Raw genomic sequence first — 19,331 nt, forward strand, 5'->3', positions numbered from 1 at the left:
CGGAAGACTTTCAACAAGTTTCCGTTTTCCATCTTTCGTAACTGCTCGGAATAAATTTATGCTCTTACATTCAGTCTCAAAACCGTTGCGAGGCGCGTCCCAGATAGCTGTCCCAGTCTTTCCATACCGGCTGCAAGCCTTGGGCGGTCAACGCGGCGGCAACAACTTCTGGCCTGCGATCGTCGTGCGGTGAGAATTGTTCCAGTTCAGGGCGACCGTCGGCATAGCCACCTGGCTGCGTTTTCGAGAAGGCGCTGACGTTATTTATTGCCAGCGGAATAACGCGATCGCGAAACCACGGTGATTCCCGCGTGGAGAGTGAGAGTTCAATCTCCGGCGCAAACAGGCGGAAGGAGCAGATGGTTTGCACTAGCTGGCGTTCATCCATAATCGACGCTGGTTCAATGCCGCCAGTACATGGCCGCAACCGTGGGAAGGAGACAGAGTAGCGGCTTTGCCAGTAATGCTGTTGCAGCCACAGCAAATGCTCGGCAACCATGTAGCAGTCAACGCGCCAGTTGTCGGAAAGGCCGATTAGCGCGCCAAGGCCTATCTTATCAATCCCCGCACGACCCAGTCGGTCTGGTGTTTCCAGTCGCCAGAAGAAGTCCTGTTTTTTCCCTTTCAGATGATGGCGGGCATACGTCGCCTCGTGATATGTCTCCTGATAAACCATTACCCCATCCAGACCAAGTTGCTTTAACTTGGCGTATTCCGCTTCTGTCAGTGGTTGTACTTCCATCTGTAGCGAAGAGAACTGTTCACGCAGGATAGGAAGGTGGCGACGAAAGTAATCCATCCCTACTTTCGCCTGATGTTCACCGGTGACCAGCAACAGATGCTCAAAGCCCATTGCCTTAATAGCGGCGCTTTCCCTGGCGATGTCTGCTTCATCCAGCGTTTTGCGCTTGATGCGATTGCTCATGGAAAATCCACAATAGGTGCAGTCGTTAGCACAAAGATTAGAAAGATAGAGCGGGACGTAGAAGTTGACGGTATTGCCAAATCGTTGGCGTGTCAGACGTTGCGCCCGTTGGGCCAGTGGTTCCAGATAATCACTGGCGGCAGGCGAGAGCAATGCCATCATGTCGTCGCGGGTAAGTGACGGCGCATTTAGCGCCCGCTCTACGTCAGCGGCCGTTTTACTGTTGATGCGCAGACGGATGTCGTCCCAGTCCAGTTCTCGCCAGCGATTGCTGAAGGTTTTCATGCTGAAACCTCCAGAAATCCGGTCAGTGGGCTGGTGGCATGAGCAAAGCTACTTCGGCTGCCAGGCCCAGCCTGACGCGCCAGCAGGCCAGCTTCTACTGCCAGACGAAATGCTTTTGCCATGTTGATGGGATCGTCCGCGACGGCAATCGCTGTATTTACTAATACGGCGTCGGCCCCCATTTCCAGCGCCTGCGCGGCATGACTCGGAACGCCGATGCCCGCATCAACCACCACCGGAACCGTGGCTTGCTGGATAATAATCTCCAGCATGGCGCGGGTTTCCAGTCCCTGATTAGAGCCAATTGGTGCGCCGAGCGGCATTACCGCCGCGCAACCGACTTCTTCCAGACGTTTGCACAATACCGGATCGGCACCGCAGTAAGGCAGCACGACAAACCCCTGCTGCACCAGTGTTTCGGCGGCTTTCAGGGTTTCGATGGGATCGGGCAACAACCAGCGGGCATCAGGGTGAATCTCCAACTTCAGCCAGTGTGTGCCTAACGCCTCACGTGCCAGGTGAGCAGCGAAAATGGCTTCTTCTGCTGTTTTCGCCCCGGAAGTATTCGGCAGCAGCGTCATACCCGCAGCGATAAGCGGATCGAGGATAGCGTCGTTGTGCTGGCGCAAGTCGACGCGTTTCATTGCCAGCGTCACCAGTTGACTGCCGGAAGCGCGGATCGCCTCCACCATCAGTTGCGAAGAGGCGAATTTCCCGGTGCCGGTAAACAGATGTGAATCAAACGTTTTGTCCGCAATACGTAACATCTCACCCCCCAGCAATAACCTGAAAAAGCAGGATCTGGTCGCCATCCTGCACGATATGTTGCGCCCATTGCTCGCGCGGGACGATTTGTTGATTAATCGCCAGCGCTGCGCCCGCTTGTTGTTGATTGAGTTGCTCCAGCAGCTCGTGAACAGTTTGTCCGGCGGCGAACTGCATCGGTTGATCGTTAAACAGGATCTGCATTGCATCCTCCACATACAGGGCATTCTGTGGCGCGGCGCAACGCCAGGCTGCGCCACTGGTTCGATTTACCGTCGAACAAACGGAGTTCTCCCGCAGGTGTCTCTATATCGCTTAATAACTTAATTGCTTCCAGTGCCTGCAAAGTACCCATAACCCCGACCACCGGGCCAACCACGCCCGCCGTGCGGCAGTTGCGTTCAGGCTCCAGGTTATCCGGCCACAGACAGCGATAACACCCCTGTTCCCAGGGCGGCGTCAGTACCATCAACTGACCACCAAAACCGACCGCGCTGGCGGTGATAAGCGGCGTGTTGAGTGCCACGCAGGCGGCGTTAATCTCCTGGCGAGTCGCCATATTGTCGGTACAGTCGAGCACCACATCGGCTTGTGCTACCGCATCTTTTAAGGCATGACCCGTTAGCCGTTGTTGTAATGCCATCAGTTGAATATCGGGATTCAATTGCGTCAGTCGCTGTTGGCAGACCTGCGATTTCGGGCGGTCGATATCTTCAGTGGTAAAGAGGATTTGCCGCTGCAGATTACTCAAATGCACATCGTCGTCATCTGCCAGCACCAGAGTTCCGATACCAGCGCCAGCCAGGTACAGCGCAGCAGGCGTACCCAGCCCGCCAAGGCCGATAATCAGCACCTGGCTGTCGAGCAGTTTTTGCTGGCCTTCAATGGCGATGTCATCGAGCAGGATTTGGCGGCTATAACGCATAAAATCACGGTCATTCATCGCCAACTCCTGCAATTTCCAACAACTGAGCTGTTGCCGCACGCCAGTCTGTCGCCTGGGTAATGGCACTGACGACGGCGATGCTACCGACACCCGTCGCCATCACCGCAGGTGCGCGCGCCAGACTGATACCGCCAATCGCCACGGTGGGATAATCAGCCAGGCGCTCAATGTGCCGAGCCAGTTGCGCCAGCCCCTGCGGCGCGGAAGGCATCTGTTTGGTTTGCGTGGGGAACACATGCCCCAGTGCGATATAAGAAGGGCGTGCTGCCAGCGCGACGTCGATTTCCATGTCATCATGGGTCGAAACGCCCAGCCGCAGGCCTGCCGCGCGGATAGCGGCGAGATCGGTGGATTGCAAATCTTCCTGCCCCAGATGGACACCATACGCCTGATGCCTGATCGCCAGTTGCCAGTAATCGTTGATAAACAGTCGTGCGTTATAGCGGTGACCCAGTTCAATTGCCGCTACGACATCAGCTTCCACCTCTTCATCGCGCTGATCTTTAATGCGTAGCTGGAGGGTGCGCACGCCCGCGTCCAGCATGCGTTCGATCCACTGCACACTGTCCACTACTGGATACAGCCCTAAACGAAAAGGTACACGAGGAAAATCAGGCTGATACATCATGCTTCCTCCTTACGCAGGTAGATTTCTCCGCCTCTGGCGCGGAAGTTCTCCGACATATCCGCCATTCCTACTTCAATGGTTTGCGCGGCGGCATAATCGCGCACTTCCTGGCTGATTTTCATCGAGCAGAATTTCGGTCCACACATCGAGCAGAAATGGGCGACCTTGCCAGACTCTTGCGGCAGGGTTTCATCGTGGTAAGCGCGGGCGGTAAACGGATCGAGGGCCAGATTAAACTGGTCTTCCCAGCGAAATTCGAAACGGGCTTTCGACATGGCGTTATCGCGAATTTGTGCGCCCGGATGCCCCTTTGCCAGGTCGGCGGCGTGGGCGGCAATCTTATAGGTGATAAGTCCCTGCTTAACGTCTTCTTTATTGGGCAGACCCAGGTGCTCTTTTGGCGTTACGTAGCAGAGCATCGCGCAGCCAAACCAGCCAATCATCGCTGCGCCAATCCCCGAAGTGAAATGGTCATAGCCCGGCGCAATGTCGGTAGTCAGCGGCCCGAGGGTATAGAACGGTGCTTCGTGGCAGTGCTCTAACTCCTCGGTCATATTGCGGCGAATCATTTGCATCGGCACATGCCCGGGGCCTTCAATCATCACCTGCACGTCATATTCCCAGGCGATTTTGGTCAGTTCGCCCAGCGTATGCAGCTCGGCAAACTGTGCTTCATCGTTAGCATCCTGAATCGAACCGGGACGCAGGCCATCGCCCAGCGACAGCGAAACGTCATAAGCGGCGCAGATTTCACAAATTTCGCGGAAGTGTTGATAGAGGAAGTTTTCCTGATGATGGGAGAGGCACCATTTCGCCATAATCGAACCGCCGCGCGACACAATACCGGTCAGACGTTTAGCGGTCATTGGCACGTAGCGCAGGAGAACGCCCGCATGAATCGTGAAGTAATCCACACCTTGCTCGGCCTGTTCCAGCAGCGTGTCTCGGAACGTTTCCCAGGTAAGATCTTCAGCGATCCCGTTAACCTTTTCCAGCGCCTGATAGATCGGCACAGTACCGATCGGCACCGGGCTGTTGCGCAAAATCCACTCGCGGGTTTCGTGAATATAGCGACCGGTAGAGAGATCCATCACAGTATCCGCTCCCCAGCGCGTGGACCACACCAGTTTTTCCACTTCTTCTTCAATGGAAGAGGTGACCGCTGAGTTGCCGATATTGGCATTCACTTTCACCAGAAAGTTGCGACCAATGATCATTGGCTCAGATTCCGGATGATTGATATTGGCGGGGATAATGGCGCGTCCGGCAGCGACTTCGTCACGGACAAACTCCGCGGTGATATTTTCCGGCAGGCGAGCACCAAAGCTCATACCCGGATGCTGGTGGCGCAAAACTTCGCTACGGATGCGCTCGCGCCCCATGTTCTCGCGAATGGCGATGAACTCCATCTCCGGCGTGATGATGCCCCGGCGGGCGTAGTGTAACTGCGTAACGCGATGGCCTGCTTTGGCGCGTTTTGGCGTTAATACGCCGCTAAAACGCAGTTCATCGAGGCCATCATCCGCCAGTCGCGCTTTAGTGTAATCGGAACTGCGAACGGTGAGTGCTTCAGTGTCGCCGCGTGCATCGATCCACGGCTGGCGCAGTTTTGCCAGCCCTTGCTGTACGTTAATCGCGATTTGCGGGTCGCCATACGGGCCGGAGGTATCGTAGACCGGAATCGCTTCATTTTCTTCGTACTGTGGCTGTTCTTTGCTGCCGCCGATTAGCGTCGGGCTAAGCTGGATCTCACGCATCGGCACGCGCACGCCAGGATGTGTGCCGGTGATGTAAATCCGTTTTGAGTTGGGAAAGGCGGTGCCTTCCAGGGTATCGATAAAATGTTGGGCCTGGGCGCGTTGCTCGCGGCGGGTCAGTTTTGTTGCAGACATAGCTCATTCCAAAAGTTAAGGACGTGGCTTGTCAGACGACGGATGAAGCAAGAGATGATCGCCGCAAAGGCGATGCAATAGCAGATTAACTCTTGTTCCCTTCGCAGGTATTAGCCTGATCAGGTTCCGCGGATCCCGAATGAACGGTCTCAGCCAGTTAAGGCACTCCGACAAGAAATTAGCCCCGCAAACGGGGCGTTGAATGTAAATTACGCGTTAACAGCGCATAACTCAAGCAAGATGTTTGAGGCGGGCAGCGTCAAGCACCAGCAGAATTAGCTTATCTTCCAGCACAAAGCGTGCTTCCAGCGCTTCACCGATGTCAGATAAAACCTGTTGAAACTCAAGATAATTATCATGATCTATGGCGGTTTCCAGACTGGAATCGTAGTAATCCATAATCTGCTGCGTGTTGGCTTCCAGTTGCGGCCAAATCTTCGCGGCGCGAGCGAGCTGCCCGTTGCCTTCCAGTTTATGCAGAATGCGCTCATAAATACTGAAATGCCCGGCAGAAAGGTAATCGACCAGACTCTGGCAAAAATCATCAAGGGCTTTTTCGTTTAGCCTCATGTACGATTCTTTGCCAGGCTTAATGCCAACCAAATTGTAGTAAGCCACGAGCAGATGCTTACGTACATGTAGCCAGCGATCAACCAGTTTGTTACTTCCTCTGACGTGTTCCGTCAGGTTATCGAGCTGGTTAAGCATGATTGACTCCGCAAGTTTGTCTTCAAAAACTGCTCAGTGAGAATGTAAAAAACATGTTAAACATGCCAGTGAAGCAAAGGTAGTGCAAGAGCTATGGATCGTATAATTGAAAAATTAGATCACGGTTGGTGGATAGTCAGCCATGAGCAAAAATTATGGTTGCCGAAGGGAGAATTGCCATATGGCAAAGCGGCAAATTTTGATCTTGTGGGTCAGCGCGCACTGCAGATAGGCGAATGGCAAGGAGAACCTGTTTGGCTGGTACAACAGCAGCGTCGCCATGATATGGGCTCGGTGCGCCAGGTTATTGATCTGGACGTCGGGCTGTTTCAATTAGCCGGACGCGGCGTGCAACTGGCGGAGTTTTACCGTTCGCATAAATACTGCGGATATTGCGGGCATGAAATGTACCCAAGCAAAACCGAATGGGCGATGCTGTGCAGCCACTGCCGTGAGCGTTACTACCCACAAATCGCTCCCTGCATTATCGTTGCCATCCGTCGCGATGATTCGATCCTACTTGCCCAGCATACCCGGCATCGTAACGGTGTCCATACGGTACTCGCCGGATTTGTCGAAGTCGGAGAAACCCTCGAACAGGCGGTCGCGCGGGAAGTGATGGAAGAGAGTGGCATCAAAGTCAGGAATTTGCGTTATGTGACCTCTCAGCCGTGGCCGTTTCCTCAGTCGCTGATGACTGCGTTTATGGCGGAGTATGACAGTGGTGACATCGTGATTGATCCGAAAGAACTGCTGGAGGCGAACTGGTATCGCTACGACGATTTACCATTATTGCCACCACCGGGCACTGTGGCGCGCCGTCTGATAGAAGATACGGTGGCGATGTGTCGGGCAGAGTATGAGTGATGATACACTGACCGCCTGACGCACTAAGGAACAGCCAAAATGACCGAACTCAAAAACGATCGTTATCTGCGGGCGCTGCTGCGCCAGCCCGTTGATGTCACTCCAGTATGGATGATGCGCCAGGCGGGTCGTTACCTACCGGAATATAAAGCTACTCGCGCTCAGGCGGGCGATTTTATGTCGTTGTGCAAAAACGCCGAGCTGGCGTGCGAAGTCACCTTGCAGCCGCTACGTCGCTATCCGCTGGACGCGGCGATTCTGTTTTCCGATATTCTCACCGTTCCGGATGCAATGGGGTTAGGACTCTATTTTGAAGCCGGAGAAGGCCCGCGATTCACCTCGCCAGTCACCTGTAAAGCAGACGTCGATAAACTGCCGATTCCGGATCCGGAAGATGAACTGGGTTACGTGATGAACGCAGTACGTACCATTCGTCGCGAACTGAAAGGCGAAGTACCACTAATTGGTTTTTCCGGCAGCCCGTGGACGCTGGCGACCTACATGGTGGAAGGCGGTAGTAGCAAAGCTTTCACCGTGATCAAAAAAATGATGTATGCCGATCCGCAAGCGCTGCATGCGCTACTCGATAAATTGGCGAAAAGCGTCACCCTGTACCTGAACGCGCAAATCAAAGCCGGTGCGCAAGCGGTGATGATTTTCGACACCTGGGGCGGCGTGCTCACCGGACGTGACTATCAACAGTTCTCGCTCTACTACATGCATAAAATTGTCGATGGGTTGCTGCGTGAAAACGACGGCCGCCGTGTGCCGGTAACACTGTTTACCAAAGGCGGTGGACAGTGGCTGGAAGCGATGGCGGAAACTGGTTGCGATGCGCTGGGTCTCGACTGGACAACGGATATCGCTGATGCGCGCCGCCGCGTGGGTAATAAAGTCGCGTTGCAGGGCAATATGGACCCATCGATGCTGTATGCGCCGCCAGCCCGCATTGAAGAAGAAGTGGCGACAATTCTTGCCGGTTTCGGTCATGGTGAAGGTCATGTCTTCAACCTTGGTCACGGCATTCACCAGGATGTACCGCCAGAACATGCCGGTGTCTTTGTGGAGGCAGTACATCGGTTGTCCGAACAGTACCACCGTTAAGGAGTGATTATGGATCTCGCGTCATTACGCGCTCAACAACTTGAACTGGCCTCTTCTGTGATCCGCGAGGATCGACTCGATAAAGATCCCCCGGATCTGATCGCCGGAGCCGATGTTGGGTTTGAGCAGGGCGGAGATGTGACGCGAGCGGCGATAGTGCTGCTGAAATATCCCACTCTTGAGCTGGTGGAGTATAAAGTGGCTCGCATCGCCACCACCATGCCTTACATTCCTGGTTTTCTTTCCTTCCGCGAATATCCTGCGCTGCTGGCAGCGTGGGAGATGCTGTCGCAAAAACCGGATTTAGTGTTTGTCGACGGTCATGGGATCTCGCATCCGCGTCGTCTTGGCGTCGCCAGTCATTTTGGCTTATTAGTCGATGTGCCAACCATTGGCGTGGCGAAAAAACGGCTATGCGGTAAATTCGAACCACTCTCCAGCGAACCGGGCGCGCTGTCGCCGTTGATGGACAAAGGCGAGCAACTGGCCTGGGTCTGGCGTAGCAAAGCGCGCTGTAATCCGCTGTTTATTGCTACTGGTCATCGGATCAGCGTGGATAGCGCGCTGACGTGGGTACAACGCTGCATGAAAGGCTATCGTCTGCCAGAACCAACGCGCTGGGCGGATGCTGTGGCCTCGGAACGTCCGGCGTTCGTGCGCTATACAGCAAATCAGCCCTAATTCAGGTAAACTGCGGATAATTTCCGTATTTGAGAACACAACATGTTACAAAACCCGATTCATCTGCGTCTGGAGCGCCTGGAAAGCTGGCAGCACGTTACTTTTATGGCCTGCTTATGCGAACGCATGTACCCCAATTACGCCATGTTCTGCCAGCAAACCGGCTTCGGTGATGGGCAGATTTACCGTCGCATTCTTGATCTCATCTGGGAAACGCTGACTGTCAAAGACGCAAAAGTGAATTTCGACAGTCAACTGGAGAAATTTGAGGAAGCTATCCCTTCAGCAGATGATTTCGATCTGTACGGTGTTTATCCGGCAATCGATGCCTGCGTGGCGTTAAGTGAACTGGTTCATTCGCGTTTGAGTGGCGAAACACTGGAACACGCTGTGGAAGTCAGTAAGACTTCCATCACCACCGTTGCGATGCTGGAAATGACCCAGGCTGGTCGCGAAATGAGCGATGAAGAGCTGAAAGAAAACCCGGCCGTTGAGCAAGAATGGGACATTCAGTGGGAAATATTCCGACTTTTAGCCGAGTGCGAAGAACGCGACATTGAGCTGATAAAAGGCCTTAGGGCAGACCTGCGTGAGGCGGGTGAGAGCAATATTGGTATAATTTTTCAGCAATAAGACCAGAAAACGTGAATTAACGCCTGATTTGTCGTACCTGGAGTCTTCCCTTTCGCCCCCCGTCTGGTCTACATTTGGGGGGCGAAAAAAAGTGGCTATCGGTGCGTGTATGCAGGAGAGTGCTATTCTGGCATTTCCGTCGCACTCGATGCTTAGCAAGCGATAAACACATTGTAAGGATAACTTATGAACAAGACTCAACTGATTGATGTAATTGCAGAGAAAGCAGAACTGTCCAAAACCCAGGCTAAAGCTGCTCTGGAGTCCACTCTGGCTGCAATTACTGAGTCTCTGAAAGAAGGCGATGCTGTACAACTGGTTGGTTTCGGAACCTTCAAAGTGAACCACCGCGCTGAGCGTACTGGCCGCAACCCGCAGACCGGTAAAGAAATCAAAATCGCCGCAGCTAACGTACCGGCATTTGTTTCTGGCAAGGCACTGAAAGACGCAGTTAAGTAAGATTGCGTGGCAGTGAACAGTTTTAACGAAGGGGTGGTTTCACCCCTTTTGTCTTTCTGGCGTCGCACATTGATGCTGGCAGGCGTGCTGTTTCTCTCTGCCTGTAGCCACAACTCTTCACTTCCCCCTTTTACCGCCAGTGGGTTTGCCGAAGACCAGGGTGCAGTGCGCATCTGGCGAAAAGACAGCGGCGATAATATCCATCTGCTTGCCGTGTTCAGTCCGTGGCGCAATGGCGATACCACTACCCGTGAATACCGCTGGCAGGGCGATAACCTCACGCTTATCAATATCAACGTTTACAGCAAACCGCCGGTGAATATCCGCGCACGCTTTGACGAGCGCGGTGATCTGAGCTTTATGCAACGTGAATCCGACGGGCAAAAGCAGCAGCTTTCTAACGATCAAATCGATTTATACCGTTATCGTGCAGACCAGATCCGCCAGATTAGCGACGCCTTACGTCAGGGGAGAGTGGTACTGCGTCAGGGACGCTGGCATGCGATGGAACAGACTGTGACTACCTGCGAAGGGCAAACTATTAAGCCTGATTTAGATTCGCAGGCGATAGCGCATATCGAGCGCCGCCAGAGCCGCTCTTCTGTTGATGTGAGCGTGGCATGGCTGGAAGCGCCCGAGGGTTCACAATTACTGTTAGTGGCAAACTCTGACTTTTGTCGCTGGCAACCCAACGAGAAGACGTTCTGATTTACCAGTGGCCCATACCCATATGGCCGCCACCACCTCCGCAGCCACCGTAACCCATGCCCATTCCGACACCGCGTGGAATACCCGCTTCAGCCATCGCAATATCCCGTTTAACTCGCAATTCATCTAATGACTGACGTAAAGTCTCCATCTCTTTGGCGACCGCGTTAATTTTGCTGCTATCCGGTGGATTAGCGGCTAACAGGGCGTTGTATTCATAACGCTTCGTCACCAGTTGTTGTTGCAGCGCGCTGCTTTGGGCGTAAAAGTCATTATGGATTTTCTGCCACGCAGTTTGTTGTTCGCTGGTCAAAGGCGCTGCATTTTGCTGCCACATACCGTGTCCGCCGTGGGCAAATGCAGTTGTTGAGCCTATCGCCATTGCTGAAAACGCCATCATCACCAGGGCAATCTTCGTGTTCCGTTTCATGGTTAATCCTCCAGTGGTTGTCTTACTTTACGTATTGCATCTTTCGTGCCAACGATGAAACACCGATGTAACGGGCAATCTGGCGCGGTTAGCGAGTAAAAATGACCCGCTTGTGGTGGGTAGCGAGTCATTTTTACTCATTGAAAGATAAGCGTTTGTGTTACAGCGCAGGGTAGGGGGCAATAAAAGATGGCATGATTTGTGCTGTCAAAAAGGGATGAACAGGCAAAGAAGAAGATGCGTTTTATGCAACGTTCTAAAGACACATTAGCCAAATGGTTAAGCGCGATCCTCCCCGTAGTCATTGTTGGGCTGGTGGGATTGTTTGCGGTGACGGTGATTCGCGATTATGGGCGGGCAAGCGAGGCTGACCGCCAGGCATTACTGGAAAAAGGTAATGTGCTCATTCGCGCTCTGGAGTCAGGAAGTCGCGTAGGGATGGGGATGCGAATGCACCATGTGCAGCAACAGGCACTTCTGGAAGAGATGGCAGGCCAGCCAGGGGTGTTGTGGTTTGCGGTCACCGATGCGCAGGGCATTATCATTCTTCACAGTGACCCAGAAATGGTCGGGCGTGCACTCTATTCGCCTGATGAAATGCGGCAGTTAAAGCCAGAGGAAAACTCCCGCTGGCGACTGCTTGAGGACGCGGAAAAAACGCCTGCGCTTGAGGTCTATCGTTTGTTTCAGCCCATGTCAGCCTCCTGGAGGCATGGGATGCATAATATGCCGCGCTGTAACGGCAAACCTGAGCCACAGGCAGATGCACAACAGGCTATTTTTATCGCTGTTGATGCCAGTGATCTGGTTGCAACCCAGATTGGGGAGAAGCGCAATACCCTGATTATTCTCTTTGCTCTGGCGACGGTATTGCTGGCGAGCGTGTTGTCATTCTTCTGGTATCGCCGTTACCTTCGCTCGCGCCAGTTATTGCAGGATGAAATGAAGCGCAAAGAGAAGCTGGTGGCGCTGGGGCATCTGGCGGCAGGCGTCGCCCACGAAATCCGTAACCCACTTTCATCGATTAAAGGACTGGCGAAATATTTTGCCGAGCGCACGCCCGCGGGGGGCGAAGCGCATCAACTGGCGCAGGTGATGGCGAAAGAAGCCGACCGTTTGAATCGCGTGGTGAGCGAACTGCTGGAACTGGTCAAGCCAACGCACCTTGCTTTGCAGGCGGTGGAGCTCAATACCCTGATTAACCATTCATTACAACTGGTGAGCCAGGACGCTCAGAGTCGTGAGATACAGTTGTGCTTTAACGCTAACAACGGGTTGCCGGAAATTCAGGCCGACCCGGACAGACTGACTCAGGTACTGTTAAATCTTTATCTCAATGCTATTCAGGCTATTGGTGAGCATGGCGTGATTAGTGTGACGGCAAGTGAAAGCGGCAATGGCGTGAAAATTAACGTTACCGACAGCGGTAAGGGAATTGCGGCAGATCAACTGGAGGCTATCTTCACCCCGTACTTCACCACCAAAGCCGAAGGCACCGGGCTGGGGCTGGCGGTTGTGCATAATATTGTTGAACAACACGGTGGTACAATTCAGGTCGCCAGCCAGGAGGGGAAAGGTGCAACATTCACCCTCTGGCTTCCGGTGAATATTAATCGTAAGGACCCACAAGGATGAAGCACGATAACATCGATATTCTGGTGGTGGATGATGACATTAGCCACTGCACCATCTTGCAGGCATTGCTACGTGGCTGGGGCTATAACGTCGCGCTGGCGAACAGCGGGCGACAGGCGCTGGAGCAGGTGCGGGAACAGGTTTTTGATCTTGTGCTTTGCGATGTGCGAATGGCGGAGATGGACGGCATCGCCACGCTGAAAGAGATTAAAGCGTTAAATCCGGCAATTCCGGTGCTGATTATGACCGCTTACTCCAGCGTCGAGACGGCGGTAGAAGCGCTGAAAACCGGGGCACTGGATTATCTCATCAAGCCGCTGGATTTCGATAACTTGCAGGCAACGCTGGAAAAGGCGCTTGCTCATACGCAGATTGTCGCTTCTGAAACGCCTACCGTGCTAGCCAGCCAGTTTGGGATGGTTGGGAAAAGCCCGGCGATGCAACACTTACTCAGTGAAATAGCCCTCGTCGCACCATCGGAAGCCACGGTGTTGATCCACGGCGATTCTGGCACTGGCAAAGAGTTGGTTGCCAGAGCAATTCACGCCAGTAGCGCACGTAGTGAAAAACCGCTGGTAACGCTCAACTGTGCGGCACTCAACGAATCCTTACTGGAGTCCGAATTGTTCGGTCATGAAAAAGGGGCGTTTACCGGTGCCGATAAACGGCGGGAAGGGCGCTTTGTTGAGGCGGACGGCGGCACGTTGTTTCTCGATGAAATTGGCGATATTTCTCCAATGATGCAGGTTCGTCTGCTGCGTGCCATTCAGGAGCGTGAAGTCCAGCGTGTTGGCAGCAACCAGACTATTTCTGTCGATGTCCGGCTGATTGCCGCGACCCATCGCGATCTTGCCGCAGAGGTGAATGCCGGGCGTTTTCGCCAGGATCTCTACTATCGACTGAACGTGGTGGCGATTGAAGTGCCGGCGCTACGTCAACGGCGGGAAGATATTCCTCTGTTGGCAGATCATTTTCTGCAGCGCTTTGCTGAACGTAATCGCAAGGCGGTAAAAGGCTTTACGCCGCAGGCGATGGATCTGCTAATTCACTACGACTGGCCGGGGAATATTCGTGAACTGGAAAACGCAGTGGAACGGGCGGTGGTGCTACTGACCGGGGAATATATTTCCGAACGCGAGCTGCCGCTGGCGATTGCCAGTACGTCGATTCCGCTGGTGCAAAGTCAGGATATTCAGCCGCTGGTGGAAGTGGAAAAGGAGGTGATTCTGGCGGCGCTGGAGAAAACGGGCGGCAACAAAACCGAAGCCGCCCGCCAGTTAGGGATCACGCGCAAAACGCTATTGGCAAAACTGTCGCGTTAGTTCTGCTCGCGTTCGATGGCGCGCCAGCCGATATCTTTCCGGCAGAAGCAATCATCCCAGTGGATATCGGTCATTAAGGCATAAGCGCGTTTCTGCGCTTCTGCCACGGTATGACCCAGCGCAGTGACGCACAGTACGCGCCCACCGCTGGTGATCACCTGCTCGTCATCTGCCAGTTTCGTACCCGCATGGAACACTTTGCCGTCTTCCACTTCTTCCAGCGGCAGGCCGTGGATCACATCGCCGGTGCGGTAATCCCCTGGATATCCACCCGCAGCCATCACCACGCCGAGAGAAGCACGTTCATCCCACTCGGACGTTTTCTCGTCCAGCTTGCCTTCACAGGCCGCCAGGCAGAGTTCAACCAGATCGGACTTCATGCGCAGCATAATCGGCTGGGTTTCCGGATCGCCAAAGCGGCAGTTAAACTCGATAACCTTCGGATTACCCTGTTTGTCGATCATCAAACCCGCGTAGAGAAAACCGGTGTAGGTGTTGCCTTCCGCCGCCATGCCTTTTACGGTTGGCCAGATGATGCGTTCCATCGTGCGCTGATGAACTTCATCGGTCACCACTGGCGCAGGAGAGTAAGCACCCATCCCGCCGGTGTTCGGCCCGGTATCTTTATCGCCTACGCGTTTGTGATCCTGGCTGGTGGCCATTGGCAGCACATGTTCGCCGTCCACCATCACGATAAAGCTCGCTTCTTCGCCGTCGAGGAACTCTTCGATCACAATGCGATGACCCGCGTCGCCAAAAGCGTTGCCCGCCAGCATATCGTGAACAGCCGCTTCAGCTTCTTCCAGTGTCATCGCCACGATAACACCTTTCCCGGCGGCCAGACCGTCCGCTTTGATAACGATCGGTGCGCCTTTCTCACGCAGATACGCTAATGCAGGTTCTACTTCGGTGAAGTTCTGGTATTCCGCCGTAGGGATCTTATGGCGGGCCAGGAAATCTTTAGTAAATGCTTTCGAGCCTTCCAGTTGTGCGGCACCTGCGGTTGGGCCGAAGATTTTCAGCCCAGCGGCGCGGAAGGTATCAACCACGCCTTTCACCAGCGGTGCTTCCGGGCCGACGATGGTTAGGTCGATCTTTTCGTTTTGCGCGAAATCCAGCAGCGCCGGGATATCGGTCACGCCGATAGCGACGTTTTGCAGCGCAGGTTCCAGCGCCGTTCCCGCATTACCTGGTGCGACAAATACGGTCTCAACCAGCGGCGATTGCGCCGCTTTCCAGGCCAGCGCGTGTTCGCGCCCGCCGTTACCAATCACTAATACTTTCATCTGTCGCTCCATTAATGGCGGAAGTGGCGCATGTCGGTGAAGAGCATCGCAATACCGTGCTCGTCGGCGGCAGCAATCACTTCGTCATCGCGGATAGAACCGCCAGGCTGGATTACGCAGGTCACGCCCGCAGCGGCGGCGGCATCAATACCGTCGCGGAACGGGAAGAACGCGTCAGAAGCCATCGAGGAACCTTTCACTTCCAGACCTTCATCGGCGGCTTTAATACCGGCGATTTTCGCGGAGTACACGCGGCTCATCTGGCCCGCGCCAATCCCGATGGTCATATTGTTTTTGGCATAGACGATGGCGTTGGATTTCACGAACTTCGCCACCTTCCAGCAGAACAGCGCATCACGTAGTTCCTGCTCGGTCGGCTGGCGTTTAGTCACCACGCGCAGTTCTTCTGCGCCAACCATGCCCAGATCGCGATCCTGAACCAGCAAACCGCCATTCACGCGTTTGAAATCGAGGCCCGGAACACGCTCGCCCCACTGACCACAGGTCAGGACGCGCACGTTCTGTTTGGCGGCGGTGATTTTCAGGGCTTCTTCGCTGGCGGACGGCGCAATGATCACTTCAACAAACTGACGGGAGATAATAGCCTGCGCGGTTTCAGCATCCAGCTCACGGTTAAAAGCGATAATGCCGCCGAATGCGGAGGTTGGGTCGGTTTTATACGCGCGATCGTAAGCATCAAGGATCGTGCTGCTGATGGCGACACCGCAGGGGTTAGCGTGCTTCACAATCACACAGGCTGGCTCCGCAAATTCTTTCACGCATTCCAGCGCCGCATCGGTATCAGCGATGTTGTTATAGGAAAGGGCTTTACCCTGAACCTGGATTGCGGTGGCAACGGAGGCTTCTTTCACATTCTCTTCTATATAGAAGGCAGCTTGCTGGTGGCTGTTTTCACCGTAGCGCATATCCTGCTTCTTAATGAAGTTCAGGTTAAGTGTGCGCGGGAAGCGGCCAGCCGCTTCTTTACTCTCGCCGTGATAAGCCGGAACCATGCTACCGAAGTAGTTGGCGATCATGCTGTCATAGGCGGCGGTATGTTCGAAGGCTTTGATGGCGAGGTCGAAACGGGTATCAAGAGTCAGAGAACCTTCGTTGGCATCCATCTCTTCAATAATAGCGTCATAGTCGCTGCTCTTAACAACGATAGCGACATCTCTATGATTCTTGGCGGCGGAGCGCACCATGGTTGGGCCGCCGATATCGATGTTCTCAACCGCATCTTCCACTGAGCAGCCTTCACGGGCCACGGTCTGGGCGAATGGGTACAGGTTAACGACCACCATATCGATAGGTTGGATCTGATGTTCTTCCATAATGGCATCGTCCTGACCGCGACGGCCCAGAATACCGCCGTGCACTTTTGGATGCAGGGTCTTCACGCGTCCATCCATCATCTCCGGGAAACCGGTGTAATCGGAAACTTCGGTCACCGGCAGGCCTTTTTCTGCTAACAGACGGGCAGTGCCCCCTGTAGACAGCAGCTCCACACCGCGTGCAGAAAGTGCCTGGGCGAATTCGACGATACCGGCTTTGTCAGAAACACTGAGCAGAGCGCGGCGGACTGGACGACGTTGTTGCATGGTAAATCCCCTGGATTTGACTATTACAGAGAGCGTTAGCTGAATTTTTCGCAAAAAACTCAGCTAACGCCCCTAACGGGGCATCTTTATTTTTCGCCCGCATTGTAACGAAAACGTTTGCGCAACGCTCGCGAATTTTTTTGTTTCGATGGTGATCTCGATTTTGATTGCCATTAGCGGTTCAGGAATACAGAAATAACGCTGATGATTGTGGATAACTCTGTGTGTAAAAAGGTATAAAGCGGGGTTTTGCTGGGGAATGCAGCAGTTAGTCATTTTTTTGCAATTTTTCTATTGCGGCCTACGGAGAACACCCTATAATGCGCCTCCATCGACACGGCGGATGTGAATCACTTCACACAAACAGCCGGTTCGGTTGAAGAGAAAAAATCCTGAAATTCAGGGTTGACTCTGAAAGAGGAAAGCGTAATATACGCCACCTCGCGACAGTGAGCTGAAAGCCGCGTCGCAACTGCTCTTTAACAATTTATCAGACAATCTGTGTGGGCACTCGAAGATACGGATTCTTAACGTCGCAAGACGCTAAATGAATACCAAGTCTCAAGAGTGAACACGTAATTCATTACGAAGTTTAATTCTTTGAGCATCAAACTTTTAAATTGAAGAGTTTGATCATGGCTCAGATTGAACGCTGGCGGCAGGCCTAACACATGCAAGTCGAACGGTAACAGAAAGAAGCTTGCTTCTTTGCTGACGAGTGGCGGACGGGTGAGTAATGTCTGGGAAACTGCCCGATGGAGGGGGATAACTACTGGAAACGGTAGCTAATACCGCATAACGTCGCAAGACCAAAGAGGGGGACCTTCGGGCCTCTTGCCATCGGATGTGCCCAGATGGGATTAGCTAGTAGGCGGGGTAACGGCCCACCTAGGCGACGATCTCTAGCTGGTCTGAGAGGATGACCAGCCACACTGGAACTGAGACACGGTCCAGACTCCTACGGGAGGCAGCAGTGGGGAATATTGCACAATGGGCGCAAGCCTGATGCAGCCATGCCGCGTGTATGAAGAAGGCCTTCGGGTTGTAAAGTACTTTCAGCGGGGAGGAAGGGAGTAAAGTTAATACCTTTGCTCATTGACGTTACCCGCAGAAGAAGCACCGGCTAACTCCGTGCCAGCAGCCGCGGTAATACGGAGGGTGCAAGCGTTAATCGGAATTACTGGGCGTAAAGCGCACGCAGGCGGTTTGTTAAGTCAGATGTGAAATCCCCGGGCTCAACCTGGGAACTGCATCTGATACTGGCAAGCTTGAGTCTCGTAGAGGGGGGTAGAATTCCAGGTGTAGCGGTGAAATGCGTAGAGATCTGGAGGAATACCGGTGGCGAAGGCGGCCCCCTGGACGAAGACTGACGCTCAGGTGCGAAAGCGTGGGGAGCAAACAGGATTAGATACCCTGGTAGTCCACGCCGTAAACGATGTCGACTTGGAGGTTGTGCCCTTGAGGCGTGGCTTCCGGAGCTAACGCGTTAAGTCGACCGCCTGGGGAGTACGGCCGCAAGGTTAAAACTCAAATGAATTGACGGGGGCCCGCACAAGCGGTGGAGCATGTGGTTTAATTCGATGCAACGCGAAGAACCTTACCTGGTCTTGACATCCACAGAACATTCCAGAGATGGGATGGTGCCTTCGGGAACTGTGAGACAGGTGCTGCATGGCTGTCGTCAGCTCGTGTTGTGAAATGTTGGGTTAAGTCCCGCAACGAGCGCAACCCTTATCCTTTGTTGCCAGCGGTCCGGCCGGGAACTCAAAGGAGACTGCCAGTGATAAACTGGAGGAAGGTGGGGATGACGTCAAGTCATCATGGCCCTTACGACCAGGGCTACACACGTGCTACAATGGCGCATACAAAGAGAAGCGACCTCGCGAGAGCAAGCGGACCTCATAAAGTGCGTCGTAGTCCGGATTGGAGTCTGCAACTCGACTCCATGAAGTCGGAATCGCTAGTAATCGTGGATCAGAATGCCACGGTGAATACGTTCCCGGGCCTTGTACACACCGCCCGTCACACCATGGGAGTGGGTTGCAAAAGAAGTAGGTAGCTTAACCTTCGGGAGGGCGCTTACCACTTTGTGATTCATGACTGGGGTGAAGTCGTAACAAGGTAACCGTAGGGGAACCTGCGGTTGGATCACCTCCTTACCTTAAAGAAGCGTTCTTTGAAGTGCTCACACAGATTGTCTGATGAAAATGAGCAGTAAAACCTCTACAGGCTTGTAGCTCAGGTGGTTAGAGCGCACCCCTGATAAGGGTGAGGTCGGTGGTTCAAGTCCACTCAGGCCTACCAAATTTGCACCGCAAATTTGAAGAGGTTTTAACTACATGTTATGGGGCTATAGCTCAGCTGGGAGAGCGCCTGCTTTGCACGCAGGAGGTCTGCGGTTCGATCCCGCATAGCTCCACCATCTCTGTAGTGATTAAATAAAAAATACTTCAGAG

18 protein-coding genes, 2 tRNA genes, 1 rRNA gene and 1 riboswitch are annotated in these 19,331 nt (G+C 53.8%); of the genes, 11 read left to right on the forward strand and 10 right to left on the reverse strand.

Going from position 1 to position 19,331, the window contains the following annotated elements:
* Positions 1-76 precede the first annotated feature (76 nt).
* The 7 genes from thiH to A1SC_RS04915 form a co-directional block, all read right to left on the reverse strand.
* A complete protein-coding gene (thiH, locus tag A1SC_RS04945; RefSeq protein ID WP_016262755.1) occupies positions 77-1,210 on the reverse strand; it encodes a 2-iminoacetate synthase ThiH in 1,134 nt (377 codons plus the stop codon).
* Entirely contained in the window at positions 1,207-1,977 is a 771-nt protein-coding gene (gene thiG, locus A1SC_RS04940; RefSeq protein WP_016262756.1) for a thiazole synthase, read from the reverse strand. Before thiG ends, thiH begins: the two co-directional genes overlap by 4 nt.
* 1 nt (position 1,978) lies before the next feature.
* Positions 1,979-2,179, reverse strand: coding sequence for a sulfur carrier protein ThiS (thiS, locus tag A1SC_RS04935; protein WP_001166252.1), 201 nt, complete (start codon positions 2,177-2,179; stop codon positions 1,979-1,981).
* Complete coding sequence (gene thiF, locus A1SC_RS04930; RefSeq protein WP_001517536.1) at positions 2,163-2,918, reverse strand: thiazole biosynthesis adenylyltransferase ThiF; 756 nt, start codon at positions 2,916-2,918, stop codon at positions 2,163-2,165. Before thiF ends, thiS begins: the two co-directional genes overlap by 17 nt.
* On the reverse strand, positions 2,911-3,546 hold the full coding sequence (thiE, locus tag A1SC_RS04925; protein ID WP_024191932.1) for a thiamine phosphate synthase: 636 nt from the start codon (positions 3,544-3,546) through the stop codon (positions 2,911-2,913). The genes thiF and thiE overlap by 8 nt, the downstream gene beginning before the upstream one ends.
* Positions 3,546-5,441 (reverse strand): phosphomethylpyrimidine synthase ThiC, encoded by a 1,896-nt coding sequence (gene thiC, locus A1SC_RS04920; RefSeq protein ID WP_001517538.1) that lies wholly within the window; start codon positions 5,439-5,441, stop codon positions 3,546-3,548. Before thiC ends, thiE begins: the two co-directional genes overlap by 1 nt.
* Before the next feature lie 79 nt (positions 5,442-5,520).
* A riboswitch (TPP riboswitch) is annotated at positions 5,521-5,621 on the reverse strand.
* Between the two features lie 51 nt (positions 5,622-5,672).
* Positions 5,673-6,149, reverse strand: coding sequence for an Rsd/AlgQ family anti-sigma factor (locus tag A1SC_RS04915; RefSeq protein WP_000934291.1), 477 nt, complete (start codon positions 6,147-6,149; stop codon positions 5,673-5,675).
* 93 nt (positions 6,150-6,242) lie between these two features.
* Between A1SC_RS04915 and nudC the strand changes: the two genes are divergently transcribed.
* From nudC to A1SC_RS04885, 6 genes are all read left to right on the forward strand, one after another.
* On the forward strand, positions 6,243-7,016 hold the full coding sequence (gene nudC, locus A1SC_RS04910; RefSeq protein ID WP_000373924.1) for an NAD(+) diphosphatase: 774 nt from the start codon (positions 6,243-6,245) through the stop codon (positions 7,014-7,016).
* 39 nt (positions 7,017-7,055) lie between these two features.
* Positions 7,056-8,120, forward strand: coding sequence for a uroporphyrinogen decarboxylase (gene hemE / locus A1SC_RS04905; RefSeq protein WP_000137657.1), 1,065 nt, complete (start codon positions 7,056-7,058; stop codon positions 8,118-8,120).
* A gap of 9 nt (positions 8,121-8,129) precedes the next feature.
* Positions 8,130-8,801, forward strand: a complete 672-nt coding sequence (gene nfi / locus A1SC_RS04900; protein ID WP_016262757.1) for a deoxyribonuclease V — start codon at positions 8,130-8,132, stop codon at positions 8,799-8,801.
* A 42-nt stretch (positions 8,802-8,843) separates the two neighbouring features.
* Entirely contained in the window at positions 8,844-9,434 is a 591-nt protein-coding gene (locus A1SC_RS04895; protein ID WP_000940106.1) for a YjaG family protein, read from the forward strand.
* 186 nt (positions 9,435-9,620) lie between these two features.
* A complete protein-coding gene (gene hupA, locus A1SC_RS04890) occupies positions 9,621-9,893 on the forward strand; it encodes a nucleoid-associated protein HU-alpha (protein ID WP_001044513.1) in 273 nt (90 codons plus the stop codon).
* Between the two features lie 12 nt (positions 9,894-9,905).
* Positions 9,906-10,601 carry a DUF1481 domain-containing protein gene (locus A1SC_RS04885; RefSeq protein WP_010375907.1) on the forward strand — a complete coding sequence of 232 codons (696 nt, stop codon included), beginning with the start codon at positions 9,906-9,908 and terminating at the stop codon, positions 10,599-10,601.
* A 1-nt stretch (position 10,602) separates the two neighbouring features.
* Here the strand turns inward: A1SC_RS04885 and zraP are convergent, their stop codons facing one another.
* The gene (gene zraP, locus A1SC_RS04880) at positions 10,603-11,031 is read right to left on the reverse strand and encodes a zinc resistance sensor/chaperone ZraP (protein WP_000828219.1); all 429 of its coding nucleotides are present in this window, start codon (positions 11,029-11,031) and stop codon (positions 10,603-10,605) included.
* A 237-nt stretch (positions 11,032-11,268) separates the two neighbouring features.
* Between zraP and zraS the strand changes: the two genes are divergently transcribed.
* Positions 11,269-12,666, forward strand: a complete 1,398-nt coding sequence (zraS, locus tag A1SC_RS04875; RefSeq protein ID WP_001211947.1) for a two-component system sensor histidine kinase ZraS — start codon at positions 11,269-11,271, stop codon at positions 12,664-12,666.
* Entirely contained in the window at positions 12,663-13,988 is a 1,326-nt protein-coding gene (zraR, locus tag A1SC_RS04870) for a sigma-54-dependent response regulator transcription factor ZraR (RefSeq protein ID WP_000679878.1), read from the forward strand. Before zraS ends, zraR begins: the two co-directional genes overlap by 4 nt.
* On the opposite strand, the gene purD is transcribed toward zraR, so the two are convergent.
* The gene (gene purD / locus A1SC_RS04865; protein ID WP_001517541.1) at positions 13,985-15,274 is read right to left on the reverse strand and encodes a phosphoribosylamine--glycine ligase; all 1,290 of its coding nucleotides are present in this window, start codon (positions 15,272-15,274) and stop codon (positions 13,985-13,987) included. The genes zraR and purD overlap by 4 nt on opposite strands.
* Positions 15,275-15,285: 11 nt before the next feature.
* Positions 15,286-16,875: a bifunctional phosphoribosylaminoimidazolecarboxamide formyltransferase/IMP cyclohydrolase gene (gene purH / locus A1SC_RS04860; protein WP_016262758.1), complete on the reverse strand. Its 1,590-nt coding sequence runs from the start codon at positions 16,873-16,875 to the stop codon at positions 15,286-15,288.
* 617 nt (positions 16,876-17,492) lie between these two features.
* On the opposite strand from purH, the gene A1SC_RS04855 reads away from it, so the two are divergent.
* The 3 genes from A1SC_RS04855 (at position 17,493) to A1SC_RS04845 (ending at position 19,297) form a co-directional block, all read left to right on the forward strand.
* Positions 17,493-19,034, forward strand: a 16S ribosomal RNA gene (locus tag A1SC_RS04855).
* 68 nt (positions 19,035-19,102) lie between these two features.
* Positions 19,103-19,179: transfer RNA gene (locus A1SC_RS04850), tRNA-Ile, on the forward strand.
* A gap of 42 nt (positions 19,180-19,221) precedes the next feature.
* Positions 19,222-19,297: transfer RNA gene (locus A1SC_RS04845), tRNA-Ala, on the forward strand.
* The last annotated feature ends 34 nt before the right edge of the window (positions 19,298-19,331 follow it).

Origin of the sequence: Escherichia sp. KTE52 (genome assembly GCF_000408325.1) — a bacterium.
Lineage (GTDB): Bacteria > Pseudomonadota > Gammaproteobacteria > Enterobacterales > Enterobacteriaceae > Escherichia > Escherichia marmotae.